General features: G+C 70.7%; 16 protein-coding genes. 1 reads left to right on the top strand and 15 read right to left on the bottom strand.

Features of this window, described 5'->3' with window-relative positions; translation table 11 throughout:
* The 7 genes from ACIPJY_RS15270 to ACIPJY_RS15240 form a co-directional block, all read right to left on the bottom strand.
* On the bottom strand, positions 1 to 1,323 hold the full coding sequence (locus tag ACIPJY_RS15270) for a family 1 glycosylhydrolase (protein ID WP_400465319.1): 1,323 nt from the start codon (positions 1,321 to 1,323) through the stop codon (positions 1 to 3).
* Positions 1,320 to 2,237, bottom strand: a complete 918-nt coding sequence (locus tag ACIPJY_RS15265; RefSeq protein ID WP_400465317.1) for a carbohydrate ABC transporter permease — start codon at positions 2,235 to 2,237, stop codon at positions 1,320 to 1,322. The genes ACIPJY_RS15270 and ACIPJY_RS15265 overlap by 4 nt, the downstream gene beginning before the upstream one ends.
* Positions 2,227 to 3,195 carry a carbohydrate ABC transporter permease gene (locus ACIPJY_RS15260; protein ID WP_400465315.1) on the bottom strand — a complete coding sequence of 323 codons (969 nt, stop codon included), beginning with the start codon at positions 3,193 to 3,195 and terminating at the stop codon, positions 2,227 to 2,229. Before ACIPJY_RS15260 ends, ACIPJY_RS15265 begins: the two co-directional genes overlap by 11 nt.
* Positions 3,192 to 4,454 carry an extracellular solute-binding protein gene (locus tag ACIPJY_RS15255; protein WP_400465312.1) on the bottom strand — a complete coding sequence of 421 codons (1,263 nt, stop codon included), beginning with the start codon at positions 4,452 to 4,454 and terminating at the stop codon, positions 3,192 to 3,194. Before ACIPJY_RS15255 ends, ACIPJY_RS15260 begins: the two co-directional genes overlap by 4 nt.
* 115 nt (positions 4,455 to 4,569) lie before the next feature.
* Positions 4,570 to 5,619: a LacI family DNA-binding transcriptional regulator gene (locus ACIPJY_RS15250; RefSeq protein ID WP_400465309.1), complete on the bottom strand. Its 1,050-nt coding sequence runs from the start codon at positions 5,617 to 5,619 to the stop codon at positions 4,570 to 4,572.
* A gap of 164 nt (positions 5,620 to 5,783) precedes the next feature.
* Positions 5,784 to 6,542, bottom strand: coding sequence for a VanZ family protein (locus tag ACIPJY_RS15245; protein ID WP_400465306.1), 759 nt, complete (start codon positions 6,540 to 6,542; stop codon positions 5,784 to 5,786).
* Between the two features lie 126 nt (positions 6,543 to 6,668).
* A complete protein-coding gene (locus tag ACIPJY_RS15240) occupies positions 6,669 to 8,555 on the bottom strand; it encodes an arabinofuranosidase catalytic domain-containing protein (protein ID WP_400465303.1) in 1,887 nt (628 codons plus the stop codon).
* Positions 8,556 to 8,792: 237 nt separating this feature from the next.
* On the opposite strand from ACIPJY_RS15240, the gene ACIPJY_RS15235 reads away from it, so the two are divergent.
* Positions 8,793 to 9,608: a hypothetical protein gene (locus ACIPJY_RS15235; RefSeq protein WP_400465300.1), complete on the top strand. Its 816-nt coding sequence runs from the start codon at positions 8,793 to 8,795 to the stop codon at positions 9,606 to 9,608.
* Positions 9,609 to 9,882: 274 nt separating this feature from the next.
* Here the strand turns inward: ACIPJY_RS15235 and ACIPJY_RS15230 are convergent, their stop codons facing one another.
* The 8 genes from ACIPJY_RS15230 to ACIPJY_RS15195 form a co-directional block, all read right to left on the bottom strand.
* Positions 9,883 to 10,170 (bottom strand): hypothetical protein, encoded by a 288-nt coding sequence (locus ACIPJY_RS15230; RefSeq protein WP_400465299.1) that lies wholly within the window; start codon positions 10,168 to 10,170, stop codon positions 9,883 to 9,885.
* On the bottom strand, positions 10,167 to 10,706 hold the full coding sequence (locus ACIPJY_RS15225; protein WP_400465296.1) for a hypothetical protein: 540 nt from the start codon (positions 10,704 to 10,706) through the stop codon (positions 10,167 to 10,169). Before ACIPJY_RS15225 ends, ACIPJY_RS15230 begins: the two co-directional genes overlap by 4 nt.
* 51 nt (positions 10,707 to 10,757) lie before the next feature.
* Positions 10,758 to 11,252 carry a hypothetical protein gene (locus ACIPJY_RS15220; RefSeq protein WP_400465293.1) on the bottom strand — a complete coding sequence of 165 codons (495 nt, stop codon included), beginning with the start codon at positions 11,250 to 11,252 and terminating at the stop codon, positions 10,758 to 10,760.
* Between the two features lie 95 nt (positions 11,253 to 11,347).
* Positions 11,348 to 13,249 carry an alpha/beta hydrolase gene (locus ACIPJY_RS15215; RefSeq protein WP_400465290.1) on the bottom strand — a complete coding sequence of 634 codons (1,902 nt, stop codon included), beginning with the start codon at positions 13,247 to 13,249 and terminating at the stop codon, positions 11,348 to 11,350.
* Positions 13,246 to 13,578, bottom strand: a complete 333-nt coding sequence (locus ACIPJY_RS15210) for a hypothetical protein (protein ID WP_400468228.1) — start codon at positions 13,576 to 13,578, stop codon at positions 13,246 to 13,248. The genes ACIPJY_RS15215 and ACIPJY_RS15210 overlap by 4 nt, the downstream gene beginning before the upstream one ends.
* 211 nt (positions 13,579 to 13,789) lie before the next feature.
* Complete coding sequence (locus ACIPJY_RS15205; protein ID WP_400465284.1) at positions 13,790 to 16,330, bottom strand: glycoside hydrolase family 3 N-terminal domain-containing protein; 2,541 nt, start codon at positions 16,328 to 16,330, stop codon at positions 13,790 to 13,792.
* Entirely contained in the window at positions 16,327 to 17,211 is an 885-nt protein-coding gene (locus ACIPJY_RS15200) for a carbohydrate ABC transporter permease (protein WP_400465281.1), read from the bottom strand. The genes ACIPJY_RS15205 and ACIPJY_RS15200 overlap by 4 nt, the downstream gene beginning before the upstream one ends.
* Positions 17,208 to 18,230 (bottom strand): carbohydrate ABC transporter permease, encoded by a 1,023-nt coding sequence (locus ACIPJY_RS15195; protein ID WP_400465278.1) that lies wholly within the window; start codon positions 18,228 to 18,230, stop codon positions 17,208 to 17,210. Before ACIPJY_RS15195 ends, ACIPJY_RS15200 begins: the two co-directional genes overlap by 4 nt.
* Between the last annotated feature and the right edge of the window lie 7 nt (positions 18,231 to 18,237).

Genomic DNA, 18,237 nt, shown 5'->3' with positions numbered 1-18,237 from the left:
CTACCCCGCCACGTCCCGGTACGCCTCGGCAGCGCCCGTCCGTACCCTGGTCAACGTGCCGTCCGGCTGTTCCTCGAGCCGGACCAGACCCATCCGGCGCAGGTACGGCGTCTTCCGGCCGGACGCGGCTCGTTCGGCGACGACCTCCGGGGCGACGGCGAACTCCTCGACGTTCCGCCCACCGGACGCGTACGACCAGTCCACGAAGTCGAACACCGGCCACCACGTCCACCCCCGCACGTCGACACCGGCGTCCGCCAGGGACCGGACCGCGGCGACCGAGTCCCGGACCCAGGCCGACCGCACGGAGTCGTCGCCCTCGATCGACGTCTCGGTGACGACCATCGGCAGGCCGTACCGCGCGTCGAACCGGGTCAGGGAGTCGACCAGCCCCTCGGTCCAGCGGTCGTACGCGTGCTGGACGGTGCCGTCCGGGCCGTCCTCGAGCCGGCGGGGCGACAGGTCCGGGTAGTAGTTGACGCCGAGCAGGTCGATCGCCACGGCGCCGTCGACGAGCTCGTCCAGCTCCGCCGTGGACGCCCCGTGGGAGAGCAACCACGCGTGGGACGGGTGCGTCGGGTCCACGCGACCGAGAACAAGGTCGGTCGGCAGGAACCCGAGCGCCTCGAGCAGTGCCGCCTCGGCGACGAGGGGCGGTGTCGGAACAGCCGCCGTGATCAACGACGACGCCTCGACGTGCACGACCACCGCGTCCGGGTTCGCCGACCGGACCGCGGCCACGGCGTGCTGTATGCCCGCGGCGATGCCGAGCACCACGCGCGTCCACCCGGACCACCCGGTCAGCGCCGGCGGCCACACCCCGCGCAGCCCGGCGAACGACGCCGTGGTGATCGGCTCGTTGAGGGGTGTCACGTGGTCGACCACCCCCGCGTACCGGCCGGCGAACGCCCCCGCGAAGGACGCGACCGCCGCGGGGTACCCCGGGTCGGCGAACGAGTCCTCGAGCCAGGTCGGCGTGCCGTAGTGCACCAGGTCGGCGATGACCGTGATCCCGAGGGACGCCGCGTACGCCAGCCGCTCGTCGAGCACGGCCCAGTCGAACACCCCGGGTGCGACGTGCACGCGCGGCCAGTCCACCCCGTACCGCAGGGCCGTGGCCCCGAGCGCGGCCACGGTGTCCAGGTCGTCGCGCCACGCCAGGTCGTGCCCGGTGAGCTCGTGCTCGTCGAGCGGAACCATGGCGAAGCGCGACGGCGGGTACACGCAGGTGTCCTCGATGCCGGTGACGAACGTGAAGGTCCCGGGAGCGAAGGCCCGCACCCGTGGCGAGACCCCGGTGCCCGGCCGGGTCGCCTCGCTCACTTCAGCCCCGTGGTGGCGACGCCCGCGACGAAGAACTTCTGCGCGAAGAAGAACCCGAGGGCGATCGGCAGCAGCGAGATCACCGCACCGGCGAGCAGCACCGCGTGGTCGGTCACGTGCGCTCCCCCGAACAGCGTCAGGCCGGCGGGCAGCGTCAGCATGTCGTTCGAGGTCGTCACGACGAGCGGCCAGAGCAGGTCGTTCCAGAGCGCCATGCCGTTCAGCACCGCGACCGTGGCGATCGCGGGCTTCGCGAGCGGCAGGATGACCTGCCAGTAGATCCGCCAGTGTCCGGCGCCGTCGATGCGGGCGGCCTCGTCGAGCTCGGCGGGGATGTCGATGAAGAACTGCCGGAACAGGAAGATGCCGAACGCACTGGTCGCACGCGGGATGATGAGCCCCTGGTAGGTGTTCAGCCAGCCCAGGTGGAACAGCTCCACGAAGACCGGGATGAGCGTCACCTGGAACGGCACCATCAGCGTCGCGATGACGAGCACGAACGCGACGTTGCGCCCGACGAACCGCATCCGCGCCAGGGCGTAGGCGCACATCGAGTCGAAGAACAGCGTCAGCACCGTGGTCACGACGGTGAACAGGAACGAGTTGAACAGCAGCCGCAGGAACGGCAGCTGCTGCCAGACCCCGATGTAGCCGTGCAGCGTGACACTGGTCGGGAACAGGCTGGCCGGGTGCCCGAACAGGTCGGACTCCGACCGGAACGACCCGCTCACCATCCAGATGAACGGCACGAGCGCGAACACGAGTCCGATGCCGAGGTACACCCACTTGAGCACGGAGCCGGTGCGCGCGGTGCCGCTCCGGCGACCGGGTCGCCTGGTGTGGCCGGTGGCCGGACTGGAGGCCCGGGTCGGCTCCGTCAGGGACGGTCGCCGCACGCGCGCCTCAGTCGACATCGTCGTACCGGAAGAGCTTCAGCTGCAGGAGGGAGATGAGCATGATGATCACGAAGAGGACCCAGGAGATGGCCGACGCGTAGCCGGTCTGGTAGTTGACGAACCCGTCGCGGTAGAGCAGGTTCACGAGTGTGTCGGTGTGGAAGACCGGGCCGCCGCCGGTCATCACGTACACCAGGTCGAACACCTGGAACGACTGGATCGTCAGGATCATCGAGGTGAAGAGCATGGTCGGGCGGATGCTCGGCAGGGTGATCCGCCAGACGGTCTGCCAGCGGTTCGCGCCGTCGAGCTCGGCGGCCTCGTACCGTTCGGCCGGCACGCCCTTGAGCCCGGCGACGAACAGGATCATCGCGAAGCCGATGCTCTTCCACACCGACACGAAGATGATCGTCGGCAGGGCGAGCGCGGTCGACTGCAGCCAGGCGACGCTCGGCAGACCGAGGGCCGCGGTGATGCCGCCGACCAGGCCGATGTCCGGGTCGAGCAGGAACTTCCACACCAGGCCGATCGTCACCAGCGACACGATCGTCGGGAAGAAGAACACCGACCGGACGATCCGGTTCGCCAGGGTGTCCCGCTGCAGCAGCAGGGCCGCGACGAACCCGAGGACGACGAGCAGGACGACCGAGACGATCGTGTACTCGAGCGTGATCCGCAGGGCGTTCCAGAACTGCTGGTCGTGGAACAGCTTCACGTAGTTCCCGAACCCGACGAACGGCTGCGACGCGGCGCCGACGGTCCAGTCGAAGAACGAGTAGTACAGCGATCGCAGGATCGGGAAGACGACGAACGCGCCCAGGATGAGCAGTGACGGGGCCATGAAGAGCCAGGCCGGCTGGAACCGGCGCGCTCGGCGGCGGGTGGGCCCGGCCTCCCGTCCGGTGTTCCGGCCGGAGGCCGGGGCCCCGCCACGCGGCGTGCGTGGCGGGGCCGACCCGGTGAGCTGGTCGGTCACTTGCTGCAGCCGGTCAGGCCGTCGATCGTCTGACCGGCGGTCTTCGTCGCGTCGTCGATCGACTTGCCGCGGGTGATCTCGCCGATCAGCGGGACGTAGCCGTCGGAGTCGACCTTGGTGGCGTTCGGCACGTGCGGCAGGTACAGCCGCGCGTCGGGTACCTGGCTGGCGAAGACCGACACGGTCGGGTCCGCCTTGAGCTGGGCGTCGTCGGACAGGTCGGTGCGCAGGGGCGGGAAGCCGGTCTGCAGCGAGAACTTCTGCTGCGCGGTCTTCGACGTCCAGTAGGCCAGGAACTCCTGCGCCTGCTTCGGGTACTTCGTCTTCGCCGAGATCGACAGCGGGGCGATGGAGCCGAGCGTCGAGGACTTGCCGTCGACGCCGACCGGGACCTTGACGATCCCGAGGTCGATGCCCGCCGACTTGTAGCCGGAGGCAGCCCACGGGCCGTTGATCTCCATCGCGGCCTTGCCCGCCGAGAACAGCGAGTCGGCCTCGGCGCCGGTGAGCCCGACGGGGCTCACCTTGTCCTTCGCGACCAGGTCGGCCCAGGTCTTCAGGCTCTGCTTGCCGTCGCTCGACTGCACGACGCTGCAGTTCTTGCCGTTGACGATGTCGCCGCCCTCGAGCCACTGCAGCACCGGCCACATCTGGATCGTCTGGTTGTCGGCGAGCGCGATGCCGTACTTGCCGCCGGTGGTCAGTTTCTGGGCGTCCTCGGCCATCTCGGCGACGGTCGACGGCGGGTTCGTGATGCCGGCCGCCTCGAACAGCTTCTTGTTGTAGTACAGGCTGAGCGTGGCGAAGTTGGCGGGGACGCCGTAGAGCTTGCCGTCGTAGGTGAACTCCTTGACGGTGCCCGGCGCGAAGTCGGACGTGTTGATCTTGCCGTCGCCGCTGCCGGTCGCGGTGATCGGCAGCACCGAGTTCGTCTTGACGTACTGCGCGACGGCGTTCGGGTCGGAGCTGACCGCCGCGACGTCGGGGCCCTGGCCGGTGAGCCAGGCGGACGGGAGCTTCTGCTGGATCGTGTCCCAGGGCTGGACGGTCATGTCGACCTTGATGTCCGGGTGGGACTTCTCGAAGTCCTTGACGATCGTGGCGTAGCCGGGGCGGTCACCGCCGGTGAACCCGGTCCAGACCTTGAGGGTGGCGGGTCCGTCGGTGCTGGCGCTGCCGCCGGCCGAGCAGCCGCTCAGGGTGAGGGCTGCCACGGCGGCGACTGCGCCGATCGCCAGGGTGGTGCGTGCGTGCTTCATCGGGGAACGCTCCTTTGCGTTGCTGTGCTCGCAGGGGTGATGCGGGGTGAGGATGGGTGTTCGGTGCTGCGGGTGGGATGTCGGGTGCTGCGTGGGGTGGTGCCGGGTGCGTCGGTCAGGTGCGGACGCGTTCCGCATCGGGGTCGCAGCCGCACGAGGCGCGGACGACGAGCTCGACGGGGAGTTCGGTGCGGGCGGACCTGCCGCCACGGTGGTCGACCAGGTCGAAGAGCCGCTCGGTCGCGATTCGGCCCATCTCCTCGGCCGGGACGCGGATGGTCGTGATGCCCGGGGTCGTGACCCGGGCCAGGCCGAAGTCGTCGAAGCCGACGACCGCGATGTCGCCGGGGACGTCAACGCCTGCGCGGCGCAGGGTGTGCAGGCCCCCGACCGCCATGTCGTCGTTCGCGAAGACGACCCCGTCCGGCCGGGTGTCGGCGTCGCCCGCGAGCATCTGCTCCATCGCGGCGGCGCCCGAGGTCTCGGACAGGTCGCCCTCGATCACGGTGACGTCGGTCAGGCCGTGCCGCTCGGCCGCGCACAGGAAGCCCTGCCGACGGTCCAGGCCGGTCTGGTGGTCGAGCGTGCCCGTCACGTGGACCAGGCGGCGGCGACCGTGCACCTCGACCAGGTGGTCGACCAGGCGCTCGGTCGCGGTGACGTCGTCGATGCCGACCGTGACCGCGTCGGCCAGGTGCGGGTAGTTGCCGATCAGGACGGCGGGCAGGCCGCTGGCGACGAGCCCCTGCACGTGGTCGTCGTCGACCGCGGCACTGGTGACGATGGCGCCGTCGGCGGTCCGCGAGCGCATGACCCGCTCGTACGCCACGTCGCCGGAGCTGGTGTCGGCGTTCGTCGACACGATGACCTGGGCGTCGTGGGCGTTGGCTGCCGTCGACATCCCCGTGAGCACGTGCATGAAGTACAGGTGCCCGAAGACGTGCGCGGACGAGTTCGGGACGACCAGGGCGACGGCGTCGGCGCGCTGGCTGCGGAGCGCCCGCCCGGCCGAGCTCGGGACGTACCCGAGTTCGTCCGCTGCCTGCTTGACGGCCGCGCGGGTCTTCTCGCTGATGCGCTCGTGCCCCGAGAGCGCCATGCTCGCGGCGGCGGACGTCACGCCGACCTTCGCGGCCACGTCCTTCAGTGTGACGGACTTCGGCATGGGGATCGCCTCCTTCGGGTCGAGGTGCTTTATCGATTAACTCGTCACATCATGCACGTGCTTAATCGATGAAGCAAGCCCTCGTCCGCGGCACGTGCCGTCGGCGGCCGGAACCGGACACGCAGAAGCGACATCTCCGCGCAGAACGCGCCGCGCATCGGGCGTCACGGTGTCGCTTTCGCGGTCACGACCGGCAGATGCGCTGCCGAACGGGCCACGCCGGCACGGCCCGACGCGCCAAACCGGCGCCGCACACGGGCGTGAGCCGCCCCGCACTCACCCGAAGAGCAGCGGGACGACCCACGGGACTCGACTTGCACTCGGTGTTCGGAGCGGGTGGGACGCACGACGGGAACGCGGACCCGATCGGTGCCCGGGATGACCTGATGTGGACAATCGGCACCCGAACGCCTACCGGGGCGACCGCACGGCGCTGCTGCGCTGTCGCGTTCGACGACGACGATGCCGGCGGCCACCACGCCGCCGAGCACGGCTCCGACGCTGTTCATGAACCAGTCGTTCGTGTCACACGCCCTCCCGAGCGCCGGCAGCAGCGCCTGGACCAGCTCGATGGCGGCGGAGAGCCCCGATGCCGCGGTCAGGACCGCCACCGGTCGGCCGGTGAGCAGCGCGGCGAAGAGCGTCACGGGGAACAGCAGTGCGACGTTGGCCAGCGTGTCGATCCCCCGGAACGGGACCGAGAACTGCACGGTGCAGACGACCCCGTTCCCGCCCTCGCCCGCCGGCGTCATCGTCAACGCCAACGCCAACGCCGCGACCAGGCTGACCGCGGTGAGCGCCACCAGCACCCGCCTGGCGCCGAGGCGGTGCACCACGAAGCCGATGAGCGCGAACACGACCACGACCACCCAGAAGAGCACGCGCACTGCGGTCGCGTGGTTGACGAGGAAGGTCGTGATCACCAGGAGATCCTCCCATCGGTCCGTGGTGCCGCTGCCGCGATCACGGGGGCGCGGTCCGGGACGTGACCACGGACGGACACCAGGCCCGGTGCCAGCTGGCACCGGGCCTGGTGTCCGTCACGCGGTTCAGTTGAAGCTGAACACCTGCGGCGCCTGACCGTTGCAGTCGTACAGCTGCAGCGGCGTCGCGTTGGCGGTGTTGCCCGACGGGACGTCGAGGCAGCGGCCGGACTGCGGGTTCAGCACCGAGCCGTTCGCCTGCGGGATCCACTGCTGCCCGCCGACGCCGTTGCACGAGTACAGCTCCAGGTGCGAGCCGTTCGCGGTGGCGTTGCCGTCGACGTCCAGGCACCGACCGAGCGTGCGGACCGTGTGGTCGGCCTGGTTGTAGGCCCACTGCTGGTCCGTGGTCTGCTCGTCGGTCAGCAGCGTCTGGCAGTCGTAGACCTGGACCTGCTGGCCGTTCTGCTGCAGGTCGTTGCCGGCCACGTCGACGCACTTGGACCCGATGGTCTTGATCGGGACCGCGGCGACGAACTTCTGCGCCTGGTTGCCGTTGCAGTCGTAGATCTGCAGCGCCGTGCCGTTCGCGGTGTTGCCCAACGGGTCGTCCAGGCAGCGTCCGGACTGCGGGTTCTTGATCGACCCGTCCGGCTGCACGATCCACTGCTGCCCGCCGACGCCGTTGCAGTCGTAGAGCTCGACGTGCGTGCCGTTCGCGGTGCCGTTGCCGTTGACGTCCAGGCAGCGACCGAGCGTCGACAGCGTGTGTGCGCCGTAGACGTTGCCGAGCCAGTGCTGGTCGGCCGCGAGGGACTGGCAGTCGTACAGCTGCACGATCGCGGTGTTGCCGCCGGTGTCGTCACCGTCGACGTCGACGCACTTGCCGCCGGGTCCGGTGATCGCGGCACCCGGGCCGCCGCCGGTCGAGACGCCCTGGTAGTTCTGCGCGACGACGTTGGCCTGCACGGCGTTGTCAGCCGCGTCGGTGGAGTACCCCGTGGTCATGACGCCCTCGAAGAACGACTGCGTGCCGCGGTTCGAGTTGTCCCCGCCCGCGCCCAACACGATCGAGCCCTCGAGCTTCATCGGCGTGTAGCCCTGGCCGTCGCCGTCCTTGTCGGTCGGCAGCGCCCCATCGTACCACTTCGACAGGGACCCGGACTGCGCGTTCCCGCCCTTGAGCGCGAAGTTCGCGACGCCGTCGTTCTTCAGCAGCGCGGTGACGAACTTCGAGCTGTTCCCGGTGTTCGCGGTGTTGATCGCGGTCTTGCCCTCGTAGACACCGTTCTCCAGGTCGGCCTGCACCCACGGGCCACGACCGGCGCTGCCCGAGCCGTTGAGCATCGACAGGTTGAGGGCGTCCATGTGCCCCTTGCCGGTGTCCTTCTCCTGCGTCTCGACGTTGCCGAAGTCGGAACAGCAGCCGTGGTTCACGTTGGTGCCGCTCGCGACCTCGTACATCGACTCCGGGCTGGCACCACGTGCCGTGCCCTTGGCCAGCGTGCTCGAGATGCGGTAGGCGACCCCCGGGGGCATGTAGATGCCGTAGGCCTTGTGACCGGCGACCGTGATCGGCAGGGCGGTGGCGTTCGCGGCCACGTTCGCACCGCCGGCGTCACCCGCGGGCGCGACCGTCAGGTCGTTGTGGTTCGCCGTCTGGTCGTAGATCTTCGAGATGGTGCAGGTCGTGCCGGAGCAGAACGCGTCCTGCGTCTGGGCGTTGGCGTACCCACCGGCGGCGAGCAGCCCGACGTTGGTGGTGGCACCGTCCGAGGCGCGCTGCACCTGGTACAGCGGCCCGTTGTACGAGGAGTACAGCGCCCGCGTGGAGCTGTACGCGGCGACACACGAGGTGCCGGCGCCGGCGTAGGTGTCGCAGGGACCGTTGGTGGCGGCGGCAGCACTGCCGACACCGACCGTCGTTGCGAAGAGGCTCCCGCTGACGAGAGCGAGAGCCCCGAGTGCCGCGGCGACGATGCGCCGTGGTCTCGAGATCGACCCGATGTGCATGGTGGTTCCTTCCGAGCGTCGTTGCTTGGGGATGTGGTCGACCGTCGGGTTTGCGCGGCCTCATGCACTGACGAGCGCGCTTAATCGATTAACCTTGCCCAGTGTACCGCGGACGCCGTCCTGCGGCATCCCGCCCCGAGTCGCCGCAGCGACTCCTCGACACTGCGGCCGGCGCGAGCGGCATTCTTGCGGGTTCCCGTCTGCGGGCCGCAACGCCCCCGCGCTAGTGTCCGGACCATGGGATACCCGAAGTCCCCTGCGCAACGCAGCGCAGGTACCGTCCTCTCCCGGCTCACCACCGGCGCCCGTTCCGTGACCGCGCGACAGCTCGGCCGGCTCCCCAACGTCGCAGCGCGGACGCTCGTCCGGCTCGCGAGCGACCCCGAGACCCGCCGGCGACTCAACGAGGAGCTGCTCGGCGCCGGGCCCGCCACACCGGCGGACGTGCTCGGCAACTACCTGCGGGGGTACGTGCCCCTCGGGCTCGAGGAACGCCCCGACGACGTCGTGTGGTCACTCGTCCAGCCGCGCGCCGTGATCGACGCGGAGAGCGTGCACGTGCCCGTCCGGGTGCGGCGCTACAGCCGCAACAGCGACCTGACCATCGACCTGCGTGCGCCGTTCGACCCGGTGATCGCCGGGTGCGCCGAGCGGGAGTCGACCTGGATCACCCCGGCGGTCGTCGCCGCGTGGCAGGAGCTCGACCGCGCCGGACACGTCCGGGCGTGCGCTGCCCACCGCGACGGCGAAGTGCTGGCGGGCCTCTGGGGAATGGAGATCGGCTCGACCTTCAGCATCATGAGCATCTTCCATCACGAGAGCCGTGCCGGCACCGTCCTGCTCGCCCGGGTCATGGGCGAGATCGGCGCCGGCGTGGACATGATCGACTGCGGGTTCATCACCGACCACATGCCCCGCTTCGGCGCGCACGAGATCCCGCTCGACGAGTTCCAGCGCCGGTGCGTCGACGGCCTCGTCGGGTCCGTCACCGACCCGCGGTCGGTGCAGACACCGGAGCCGACGCGGCCGGCACCGCAGATGGCCCGGATCTAGTCAGTCCCCGGAGTCGGTGCCCGGACGCCCGCTCGTTCCACTCGGTCGACGACCGGGCCGTCCGGCACCGGTGCGGCCCGTCGTGCCCCTCCGACCGGACGCAACGCCACCGGTCGAAGGTGCCGGAACAGAGAACGCCGGTCGTCGGCTGCTCGTCGTCCGTGGAGTCCTGCACGGTGAGAAGACGTACCGAGGACCGAGAACGTCACGCCTCCTCGGGAAACTGCCCGGGCCCCGGCGAAAGCGACACCGCCCCGGACGAAGCGCCGCGCGATCACGCGCGTGTTGTCGCTTCCGGCGGCTCGGCGGTCCTCGAGCCCGTCATGGCCGGCTCCGAGCCCGAGGTCGTGGACACCGGCAGGAGCATCCAGATGAGCAGAGCGAAGAGCAGGACGGCGCTCGCGACGAATCCCCAGCTCTGGGCGAGCATGAGCTGCTCCGAGGTGAACGCCACGGCACTGAACACGATCGATGCGATCCCCGGACCGGCGGTCCACCAGCTCCGTCCGAGGTCGTGTACCGCTCCTGCCTGCGCTGCGTCCGTGCTCGGCCGTGGGCTCACGAGGTGCGCCCCGCTGACGGCTCCGCGGTCCCGGGGATGTCCGGCGGCGTGTTGGTGTGGCGTTCCCCGTACTTCTCACGGTTCAGCGCGTTCGCGTCGCCGGCGGTGCACGGCGTCTGCAGCTGCAGGGTGCTCGCGTGCTCGGTGATGCCGAACTCGATGAAGAACCCGTCTGCGAGGGTGTTCGCGGCGGGATACCGGAGCTGCTTCCCCGGGGCGTCCCCGGTGATGTCCGAACGGACGGGGTTCCACCCCTTCGCCCGCCAACGGGTCCCCATGCGGTCGAGGGCGACGTCACGAGCATCGGTGTCGGTGCTGGGCCCGAACCGGGTGATCACCCATTGGACCCCGTCCGCGCCACAGGGTCGGGCGGCCGTGTCCACCGAACGCCAGTCGCCTCCGATGAGCGCCTGGGTGGCCTCCGCCTCGGCGTTCATCCGGTCCCACTCGCGCTCAGCACCCGCCGGATCGGTCGCCCGGAGTCTCGGCGGCGTGGTCGCGCTCGCACAACCGGCGAGCGCGAACACGAGCACCAACGCCGGGAGCGTCCGGCACTGCGCGTGGTGGTGCCGCGACATCAGGAGGGCTCAGGACCCGGTCGCAGTCGACGGAGTTGCTGCGCCGGGGATGTCCGGCGGCGTGTTCGTGTGCCGTTCCGCGTACTTCGCGCGGTTCAACGCGTCGGCATCACCGGCAGCACACGGGGTCTGCATCTGGAGGGTGCTGCCGTGCTCCGTCGTCCCGAACTCGATGAAGAAGCCGGTGTCGAGCGTTCCCGAGCGCGGATACCGGAGTTCCGTCCCGGGGGCGTCTCCTCCGATGATGATTCGGTCAGGGTCGTAGCCGGCCTCGTTCCACAACTCCTCGATCCGGTCCAGGGCCGCGGAACGCGCTCGGGTGTCGGTCCCGGGGCCGAGGCGAGTGATCCCCCAGTGGACGCCGTCGTTCCCGCAGGATTCCGCTGCCGAGTCGGATGCGAGCCACGTTCCACGCACGGCCGCCTGCGTCGACTCTGCGAGTGCATTCGCGGTGGTCCACGCGGCCTCAGCCGCGCCCCCGCTGGCGGTCGTCGTCTTCGTCATGGTCGGCTCCGTTCCTGGTTCGGACGACGCGCATCCGGCTGTGAGCAGGATCACTGCGACCGCACCAGCGGCGGCGGCGGTGCTGATCCGCTGCATCACGGGATCTCCTTTCCACCGGGGGTGTAGCCGAGCGAGGTGTACGAGGTGTTGCGGAGCGACGCGGTACCGCGGTCGAGGTAGCCGATTTCGTCCGTCTTCTCCCCCTGGAGCTCCGCTTCGGCCTTCGGGGTGGCGCTGTGACCGCTCGATCCAGCGTAGTGCTGGCCGTCGATGGACTCATCGTTCGATGAGAAGGTCCTGGCTCCCCAGCTGGTGTCCCCTGGGTTGAGCGGGTGCGTGCTCGGTAGCTCGAGCAGGAGGCCGCGGTTGGCGGTGAACGGGTTGCCGGTGTTGATCGGCTGGTCGCCGCCGAAACCGGGCCGGGCTGCTTCGACCGCTCCGCGTCCGATGTTGGCGATGTAGTCGTCGCTCGCCTGGGAGGCCCACACGTGCCCGTGTGGGACCTCGACAGCATGCACGTCCGGGACACGTGGGTCGATTCCGGCGGAAGCGAGAAGAGTCATGTTCGCGACAGGGGTCTTCGCCACCGCGAGTGTCGCCGTGGTCGTTCCGTACGAGTGCGCCACGACAGACAGGTTCGACCCACCAGCCCAGGAGCGAGTTCCTGACACGCCTTCGAGGAAGCCACTGAGGTTGTGCGCACCGACCTCGGCCTTTGCTGACCCGAGAACTTCGGGACTCGGTGGCATGTCCGGGGTGTCGTAGCCGATCCAAGCGACGGTCGCGAGGTCCCGATCAACACCGAGTCGGGTCGCCGCGGTGACCTGTGCTTCACGGAGGTTCGCTGCGCCCTGCGCCCACCCAGGCATGCTGCCCGCAACCGTGTTCCCCATCCCGGGCACGTCCACCGTCACGTTGCTCGCGGTGTCGAGGTCGCCCACCGCGACCGCAGCGAGCGGCGGCTGGCCGAGTGTCAGAGCGACGATCGTCCGAGGCGCCGCGGCGGTGCTGGCGAGGAGTGTCTCGTCGAGGGCTTCGAGTGCGCCGATGCGCTCCGCCAGCCGCTGGTACTCGGCCCCCTCCGCGGCGCTGAGGGACTCCCCGCGGCTGATCCTCGCCGTGAGCGTGTCGTAGCGGTCACGGGCCTTCGGCAACTCGACATCGAGCGTGTGCTGGTTCGCACGCCCACGATCGGCGTAGCGGACGCCGTTCAGGTTGCCGACCACGGCCGACAGCCCCGTGACGAGCGCCGTGCGTTCGTCGCCGGTGAGGCCCGCCCACCAGACCCGCACCGAGTCCGTGCTCGGCGGATGGTCGAGCAGCCGCTGCGGTTCCGCCGGGTGGTCCGCAGCCCACCTCGCGAGCGCATCCGGCCCCTTCGCGGCGAGCACGGCGAGCATCGGCAATCGACCAGCGTCCTCGAACGCACGAGACGCGGCGGAGAAGTCGACCCGGGTGAGTACCGCGGGGAGCGTGTTCCCGCTGAGCAGTGGCAGGAGCAGAGGCCCACCGCCGATCTGCCCGCGGATCGCCCGCCCGAGGTCGTCCTGCGCCGTCTGCCACCTGGTGTGGAGCCGCCCGGCTCGCACGTGCAGGTCGTCGTTCAGCGCCCGGTACTCCGCTGGCACCGAGTCATCGCCGTCCGACGCGGCGACCTGTGCACGGAGTTCGTCGATGTCCGCCAGCAGGGCGCGCCTGGTCCGCCGCAGCCCGCGAAGTTCCTCGGCGAAGGCGTCGAGTGCGGAGGCGACCGCGGCGCCCGCCGCCCCGAGGGCGTCGGCCTTCTCGATGGCGCCGCGCATCGCGTCCGGTAGCGCATCCGTCGCGCCCGGCGATGACAGGACACCGCCGATGCCGTGCCACGAGTCCCGGACCGCGACGGCGCTCCGCTGCACCTGCGCGGTCGCCATGCGGAGCGCGGTCGCACTGTCGCTGACCGGCTCTGCTGTCGGTGTGACCGTCGGCAACGCGGACTCGTCGATCAGACCGGAACTCATCGTGGCTCCGAGTCGGACCCGCTGTCTGGCGTTGCGGCGGTCGCCGTGTCGGCCATCGTCGCATCGGCCTCGGCGAAGGCGGTCATGACGTCGGTCGCCGCCGCGATCCCTTGCTCGACGATCCGGACGGCGGCCGTCGCATCTCCCTGTCGTGCGGTGACGAAGGCCTGAGCGACACCGACAGGATCGCTCCCCGTCAACGCGGCGACAACATCACGGAGCGCCGCATCGACGTCGAGCGCCGCATCCTGCATCGTCGTACCCGCTGCCGCGACTCCGTCGATCGTCGACTGCGCCTCCGCGATGTCGACCTTCCACCCCTGACCCATGTGCCCCCGTCCGTCCTGGCAAGCGTAGCGCTTGCTACAGTTCGGACGTCAGCTGCCGTCGGCCCTGTGGAGAAGACCTGCCGCCGCCCGGACGATCCGTCTCAGCTCACGGGGAAGGCGACAGCACACGGAATTGTGCGCGGCGCTTCGGCCTGCGCGCTGTCGCTTTTCTCGCGGCGCCCGCCACCGGCCCCGCCACCGCCCCCGCCCCTCAGACCACCGTCCAGGTCACCACGCGGGGCTCGGCGAGCGACACCTCGTGCACCGGCCCGCGCACCGCGACCGTCGCACGGTCCGTGGCGGAGCCGGGCACGGGCTCCGGGGCCGACCCGTCGGAGACCGCGACGATCCCGCCGGAGTCCACCGGGCCTCCCGGCCGTGACGCCGCCGCGTGCGACGCGACCCACACCTCGACGTCGCCGGGCTCGACCACCTTCCGCATCCGTCGATCGGTGAACGCGAACCGCTGCACGGGGACCGCGAAGCGGACCCGGGCCGACTCCCCCGGTGCGAGCGACACCCGCGCGTACCCGAGCAGCTGGACCACGGGCCGGGTGGTGCTGGCCTGCACGTCGTGCCCGTAGAGCTGCACGACGTCGGACCCGCTGCGTGCGCCGGCGTTCCGGACCGTGACGGTCGCGGTGAACGTGCCGTCGGTGGCGACGGTGTCGTCGACGACGAGGTCCTCGTGCACGAAGGTCGTGTACGTCAGCCCGAAGCCGAACGGCCGGACGGGCGTCGAGTCGGCGGCGGTGACGTCGGAGTCGCCGCCGAGCCGCGGGTGCAGGTACGAGTACGGCTGCGCACCGGCGGACCGGGGCAGCGAGACGGGCAGTCGTCCCGAGGGGTCCGTGACGCCCGTGAGCAGGTCCGCGATCGCGAGCCCGCCGCCCTCGCCCGGGAAGAACGCCTGCACGACGGCGGCCGGACGCGGGCCGGTGCCGTCGAGCGCCCAGCCGATGGCGTACGGGCGGCCGGTCAGCAGCACGACGACGGTCGGGGTGCCGGTGGCGACGACGGCCTCGACGAGTCCGCGCTGCACGCCGGGCAGGTCGAGGGACTCGGAGTCGTTGCCCTCGCCGACGGTGCCGCGGCCGAACAGGCCGGCCTGGTCGCCGACGACGACCACGGCGACCTCGGAGGCGGTGGCCAGGGCGACGGCCTCGTCGAAGCCGGACCGGTCGTCGCCGGTGACGGCGCACCCGGCGGCGAACCGCACGTCCACGCCGGAGCGCGGCCACGCAGGAGACCCGGGAGACCCGGCAGACCCGGCAGACCCGGCAGATGCGGCAGACCCGGACGACGACGCCGACAACGCCTCGAACACCGTCGGGATCGCGAAGCCGAGGGGCAGGTCGGGGTGGTCAGCGAGCACGTGGTTCGCGAACGAGTAGCAGCCCTGCAGGGCCTCGGCGCGGTCGGCGTTCGGGCCGATGACGGCGAGACGGGTGGTCGACGCCGGAAGCGGCAGCACCCCGTCGTTCGCCAGCAGCACGAGCGACTCCGCCGCCAGACGCCGCGCGAGCGCCTGGTGCTCGGGGGTGTCCAGGTCGACGTCGGTGGGCGGTGCGTCCGCGTACGCGTCCGGGTCGAGCAGCCCGAGTCGCTCCTTCTGCCGCAGCACCCGCAGGACCGCGCGGTCGACGAGCGCCTCGGGGACGTCGCCGGCGCGGACCCGCTCGATCAACGGCGCCAGGTACGCGTCGCCGGTGGGGAGTTCGACGTCGATGCCCGCCTCGAGCGCCAGCGCAGCGGCCTCGCCACGGTCGGCGGCGATGCCGTGCATGACCTCGAGGAACGCGACGGAGAAGTAGTCCGCGACGACCGTGCCCGCGAAGCCGAGCCGGTCCCGCAGCAGGTCGGTCAGGAGCGCCCCGTTCGCGGCGACGGGCACGCCGTCGATCTCCGCGTAGGAGTTCATCACGCTCCGGGCGCCACCATCGAGCAACGCCATCTCGAACGGCGGCAGGAAGACGTCGGCGACCTCCCGGGCACCGGCGTGGACGGGCGCGTGGTTGCGCCCCGCCCGCGATGCGGAGTAGCCGAGGAAGTGCTTCAGCGTGGCGTCGACCCCGGCGCCCTGCAGGCCACGGACGTACGCCGTGCCGACGGTGCCGACCAGGTACGGGTCCTCGCCGATGCACTCGTCGACGCGGCCCCACCGCGGGTCGCGGACGACGTCGAGCACGGGCGCGAGGCCCTGGTGCACGCCGAGCTGCCGCATGGACCGGCCGATGACCGCGCCCACCTGCTCCACCAGCTCCGGGTCGAACGACGCACCCCACGCCAACGGGGTGGGGAAGGTGGCGGCCTGCCACGCGGCGAGGCCGGTGAGGCACTCCTCGTGGACGAGCGCGGGGATCCCGAGCCGCGTCTCGCGCTGCAGCCGACGCTGCTCCGCCCACAGCCAGGCCGCGCGCTCGTCGGGTTCGACGGGACGGGTGCCGTAGACGCGGGTGAACTGGCCGAGGCCGTGCCGGGTGACGTCGGCGAGCGAGGCACCGGGGGCGTCCGGGGCCGAGGTCATCTCGCCCTGCATCGGCGCGACGAGGCCGTTCTGGTCGAGCCAGTAGCCGACGAGTTGCGCGGCCTTCTCCTCCAGCGTCATCAGGGCGAGCAGCGCTTCGGCGCGGCCCGACGGGTCGGTCACGCTGGTCGCGCTGGTCGCGTCGGTCGTGCTGGTCGCGTCGGTCGTTCCGGCCTGGAGGCTGTTGGGCGCCTCCTCCACGCGGGTCGCGTCCGTCGCGGTCATCCCTTCACCGCCCCGGTCAGGCCGCCGACGATGCGTCGCTGGAACACCGCGAAGAACGCCAGCGCCGGGATCATCGACAGCGAGGTGAACGCCAGGACCCTGGCGGTGTCCACGGAGTACTGCGACGAGAAGGCCTGCACCCCGAGCGGCAGCGTGTAGTTCGCCGCGTCGTTGAGGATGAACAGCGGCAGGATGTAGCTGTTCCAGCTGCCGATGAACGCCAGGATCCCGGTCGTGACGACCCCGGGCAGCGACAGCGGCACGACCATCCGGAAGAAGAACCCGATGCGGCTCGCCCCGTCGATCGCGGCCGCCTCCTCGAGCTCGTCGGGGATCGCCCGCAGGAACGGCACCAGGATGATCACCGTCGTCGGCAGCGCGAAGGCGATCTGCGGCAGGATCACCCCGGCCAGGCTGTTCGTCAGACCGAGGTCCTTCACGAGCAGGTACAACGGCGTGATCGCGACGGTGATCGGGAACATCAGGCCGGCGGCGAACAGCGAGTAGAGCGCGCCGCGACCGCGGAACCGGTAGCGGGCGAGCACGAAGCTCACCATCAGGCCGAGCACGACGACGCCCACGGTCGTGGTGATCCCGGCGATCAGCGAGTTCCCGAGCTGCTGCCAGAAGATCCCGCTCGACAGCACCTCGGCGTAGTTCGTGAACTGCCACGGGCTCGGCAGCCCGGCCGGGCTCGCGGTGATCTGCGCGTTCGTGCGGAAGCCGCCCAGCACGATGTACGCCACCGGGCCGATGCAGACCGCGATGAACAGCAGCGCGATGAAGTAGGTGCCGAGGTTGCGTTCGCGGCGGACCGGGCCCTCGCTCCCCCGGCCCCGGTCCTTGCGCCCCGGAGCGACGATCGATGCGGTGGCGGTCATCGTGTGGCCTTCTCGGTGAGTGCGCCGGCGGTGTCGCGACGCAGGACGAACCGCTGGTACACGAGTGCGATCACCAGCGAGATGAGGAAGATCACCACGGCCACGGCGTTGCCGTACCCGTAGTTGCCGGAGTTGCGGCCGTTCGCGACCATGTACGTCGCCATCGTCGAGGTGCCGGCGGTGGAGGCGATGTACTGCCCCCAGATGATGTAGACCAGGTCGAACAGCTGGAGCGACCCGATGATCGACAGGAACGCCCAGATCCGGATGGTCGGGCCGAGCAGCGGGAGCGTGATGCGCCGCTGGATCTGCCAGTAGCCGGCGCCGTCGAGCTGCGCCGCCTCGAAGAGCTCCTCGGGGATGCTCTGCAGGCCCGCGAGGAACAGGATCACCGCGAACCCGATGTACTTCCACGAGATGATCGCGAGCAGCGTCCAGATCGCGATGTCCGGGTTCGACAGCCAGTCGTTCCGCAGCGCGCCGAGACCGAGGGTCTGCAGCAGGTCGTTGACCGCGCCGGCCGACGAGAGCATCAGGCTCCACCCGGTGCCGACGATCACCTCGGAGATGACGTAGGGCACGAAGATGAGCACGCGGATCAGGCCGCGCCCCCGGATCCGCTGGTTGAGCAGCAGCGCCAGGATGATCGCGATCGGTCCCTGCACGAGCAGCGACCCGATGACGATGAACGCGTTGTGGGTCAGCACGCCCCGGAAGTCCGGGTCGGTGAAGATGATCTTGTAGTTGTCGAGCCCGACGAAGTCCGTCGGTGCCCCGTAGCCCTGCCACTTGTAGAAGCCGTAGTACGCGGCGAGGCCGACGGGCAGGATGACGAAGGCGACGAACATGATCGTCGCGGGTCCGGCGAGCAGGGCGATCTCGACCCGCTTGCGGACGTCGGCGGTCGGCTTCCGGGGCCGGACGGCCGGGGCCGACGGCGGTGTGCCGTCGGTCCCGGCCCGGCCCGCGTCCGCCCGCTCGCCGGAGCGGGGCGGACGCGGAGCGATCGAGGTGGCCATGGGTGGC

Source organism: Curtobacterium sp. NPDC090223 (assembly GCF_044746585.1).
GTDB lineage: Bacteria > Actinomycetota > Actinomycetes > Actinomycetales > Microbacteriaceae > Curtobacterium.
Note: the sequence above shows the minus strand (reverse complement) of the source record. Positions and strands in the feature narration are given on the sequence as shown.

Bases quoted from the DNA above. Each gene is read 5' to 3' on its own strand.
- ACIPJY_RS15265 (WP_400465317.1), bottom strand. From the start codon at position 2,237: ATGTCGACTGAGGCGCGCGTGCGGCGACCGTCCCTGACGGAGCCGACC.
- ACIPJY_RS15255 (WP_400465312.1), bottom strand. From the start codon at position 4,454: ATGAAGCACGCACGCACCACCCTGGCGATCGGCGCAGTCGCCGCCGTG.
- ACIPJY_RS15250 (WP_400465309.1), bottom strand. From the start codon at position 5,619: ATGCCGAAGTCCGTCACACTGAAGGACGTGGCCGCGAAGGTCGGCGTG.
- ACIPJY_RS15240 (WP_400465303.1), bottom strand. From the start codon at position 8,555: ATGCACATCGGGTCGATCTCGAGACCACGGCGCATCGTCGCCGCGGCA.
- ACIPJY_RS15235 (WP_400465300.1), top strand. From the start codon at position 8,793: ATGGGATACCCGAAGTCCCCTGCGCAACGCAGCGCAGGTACCGTCCTC.
- ACIPJY_RS15220 (WP_400465293.1), bottom strand. From the start codon at position 11,252: ATGACGAAGACGACGACCGCCAGCGGGGGCGCGGCTGAGGCCGCGTGG.
- ACIPJY_RS15215 (WP_400465290.1), bottom strand. From the start codon at position 13,249: ATGAGTTCCGGTCTGATCGACGAGTCCGCGTTGCCGACGGTCACACCG.
- ACIPJY_RS15210 (WP_400468228.1), bottom strand. From the start codon at position 13,578: ATGGGTCAGGGGTGGAAGGTCGACATCGCGGAGGCGCAGTCGACGATC.
- ACIPJY_RS15205 (WP_400465284.1), bottom strand. From the start codon at position 16,330: ATGACCGCGACGGACGCGACCCGCGTGGAGGAGGCGCCCAACAGCCTC.
- ACIPJY_RS15200 (WP_400465281.1), bottom strand. From the start codon at position 17,211: ATGACCGCCACCGCATCGATCGTCGCTCCGGGGCGCAAGGACCGGGGC.
- ACIPJY_RS15195 (WP_400465278.1), bottom strand. From the start codon at position 18,230: ATGGCCACCTCGATCGCTCCGCGTCCGCCCCGCTCCGGCGAGCGGGCG.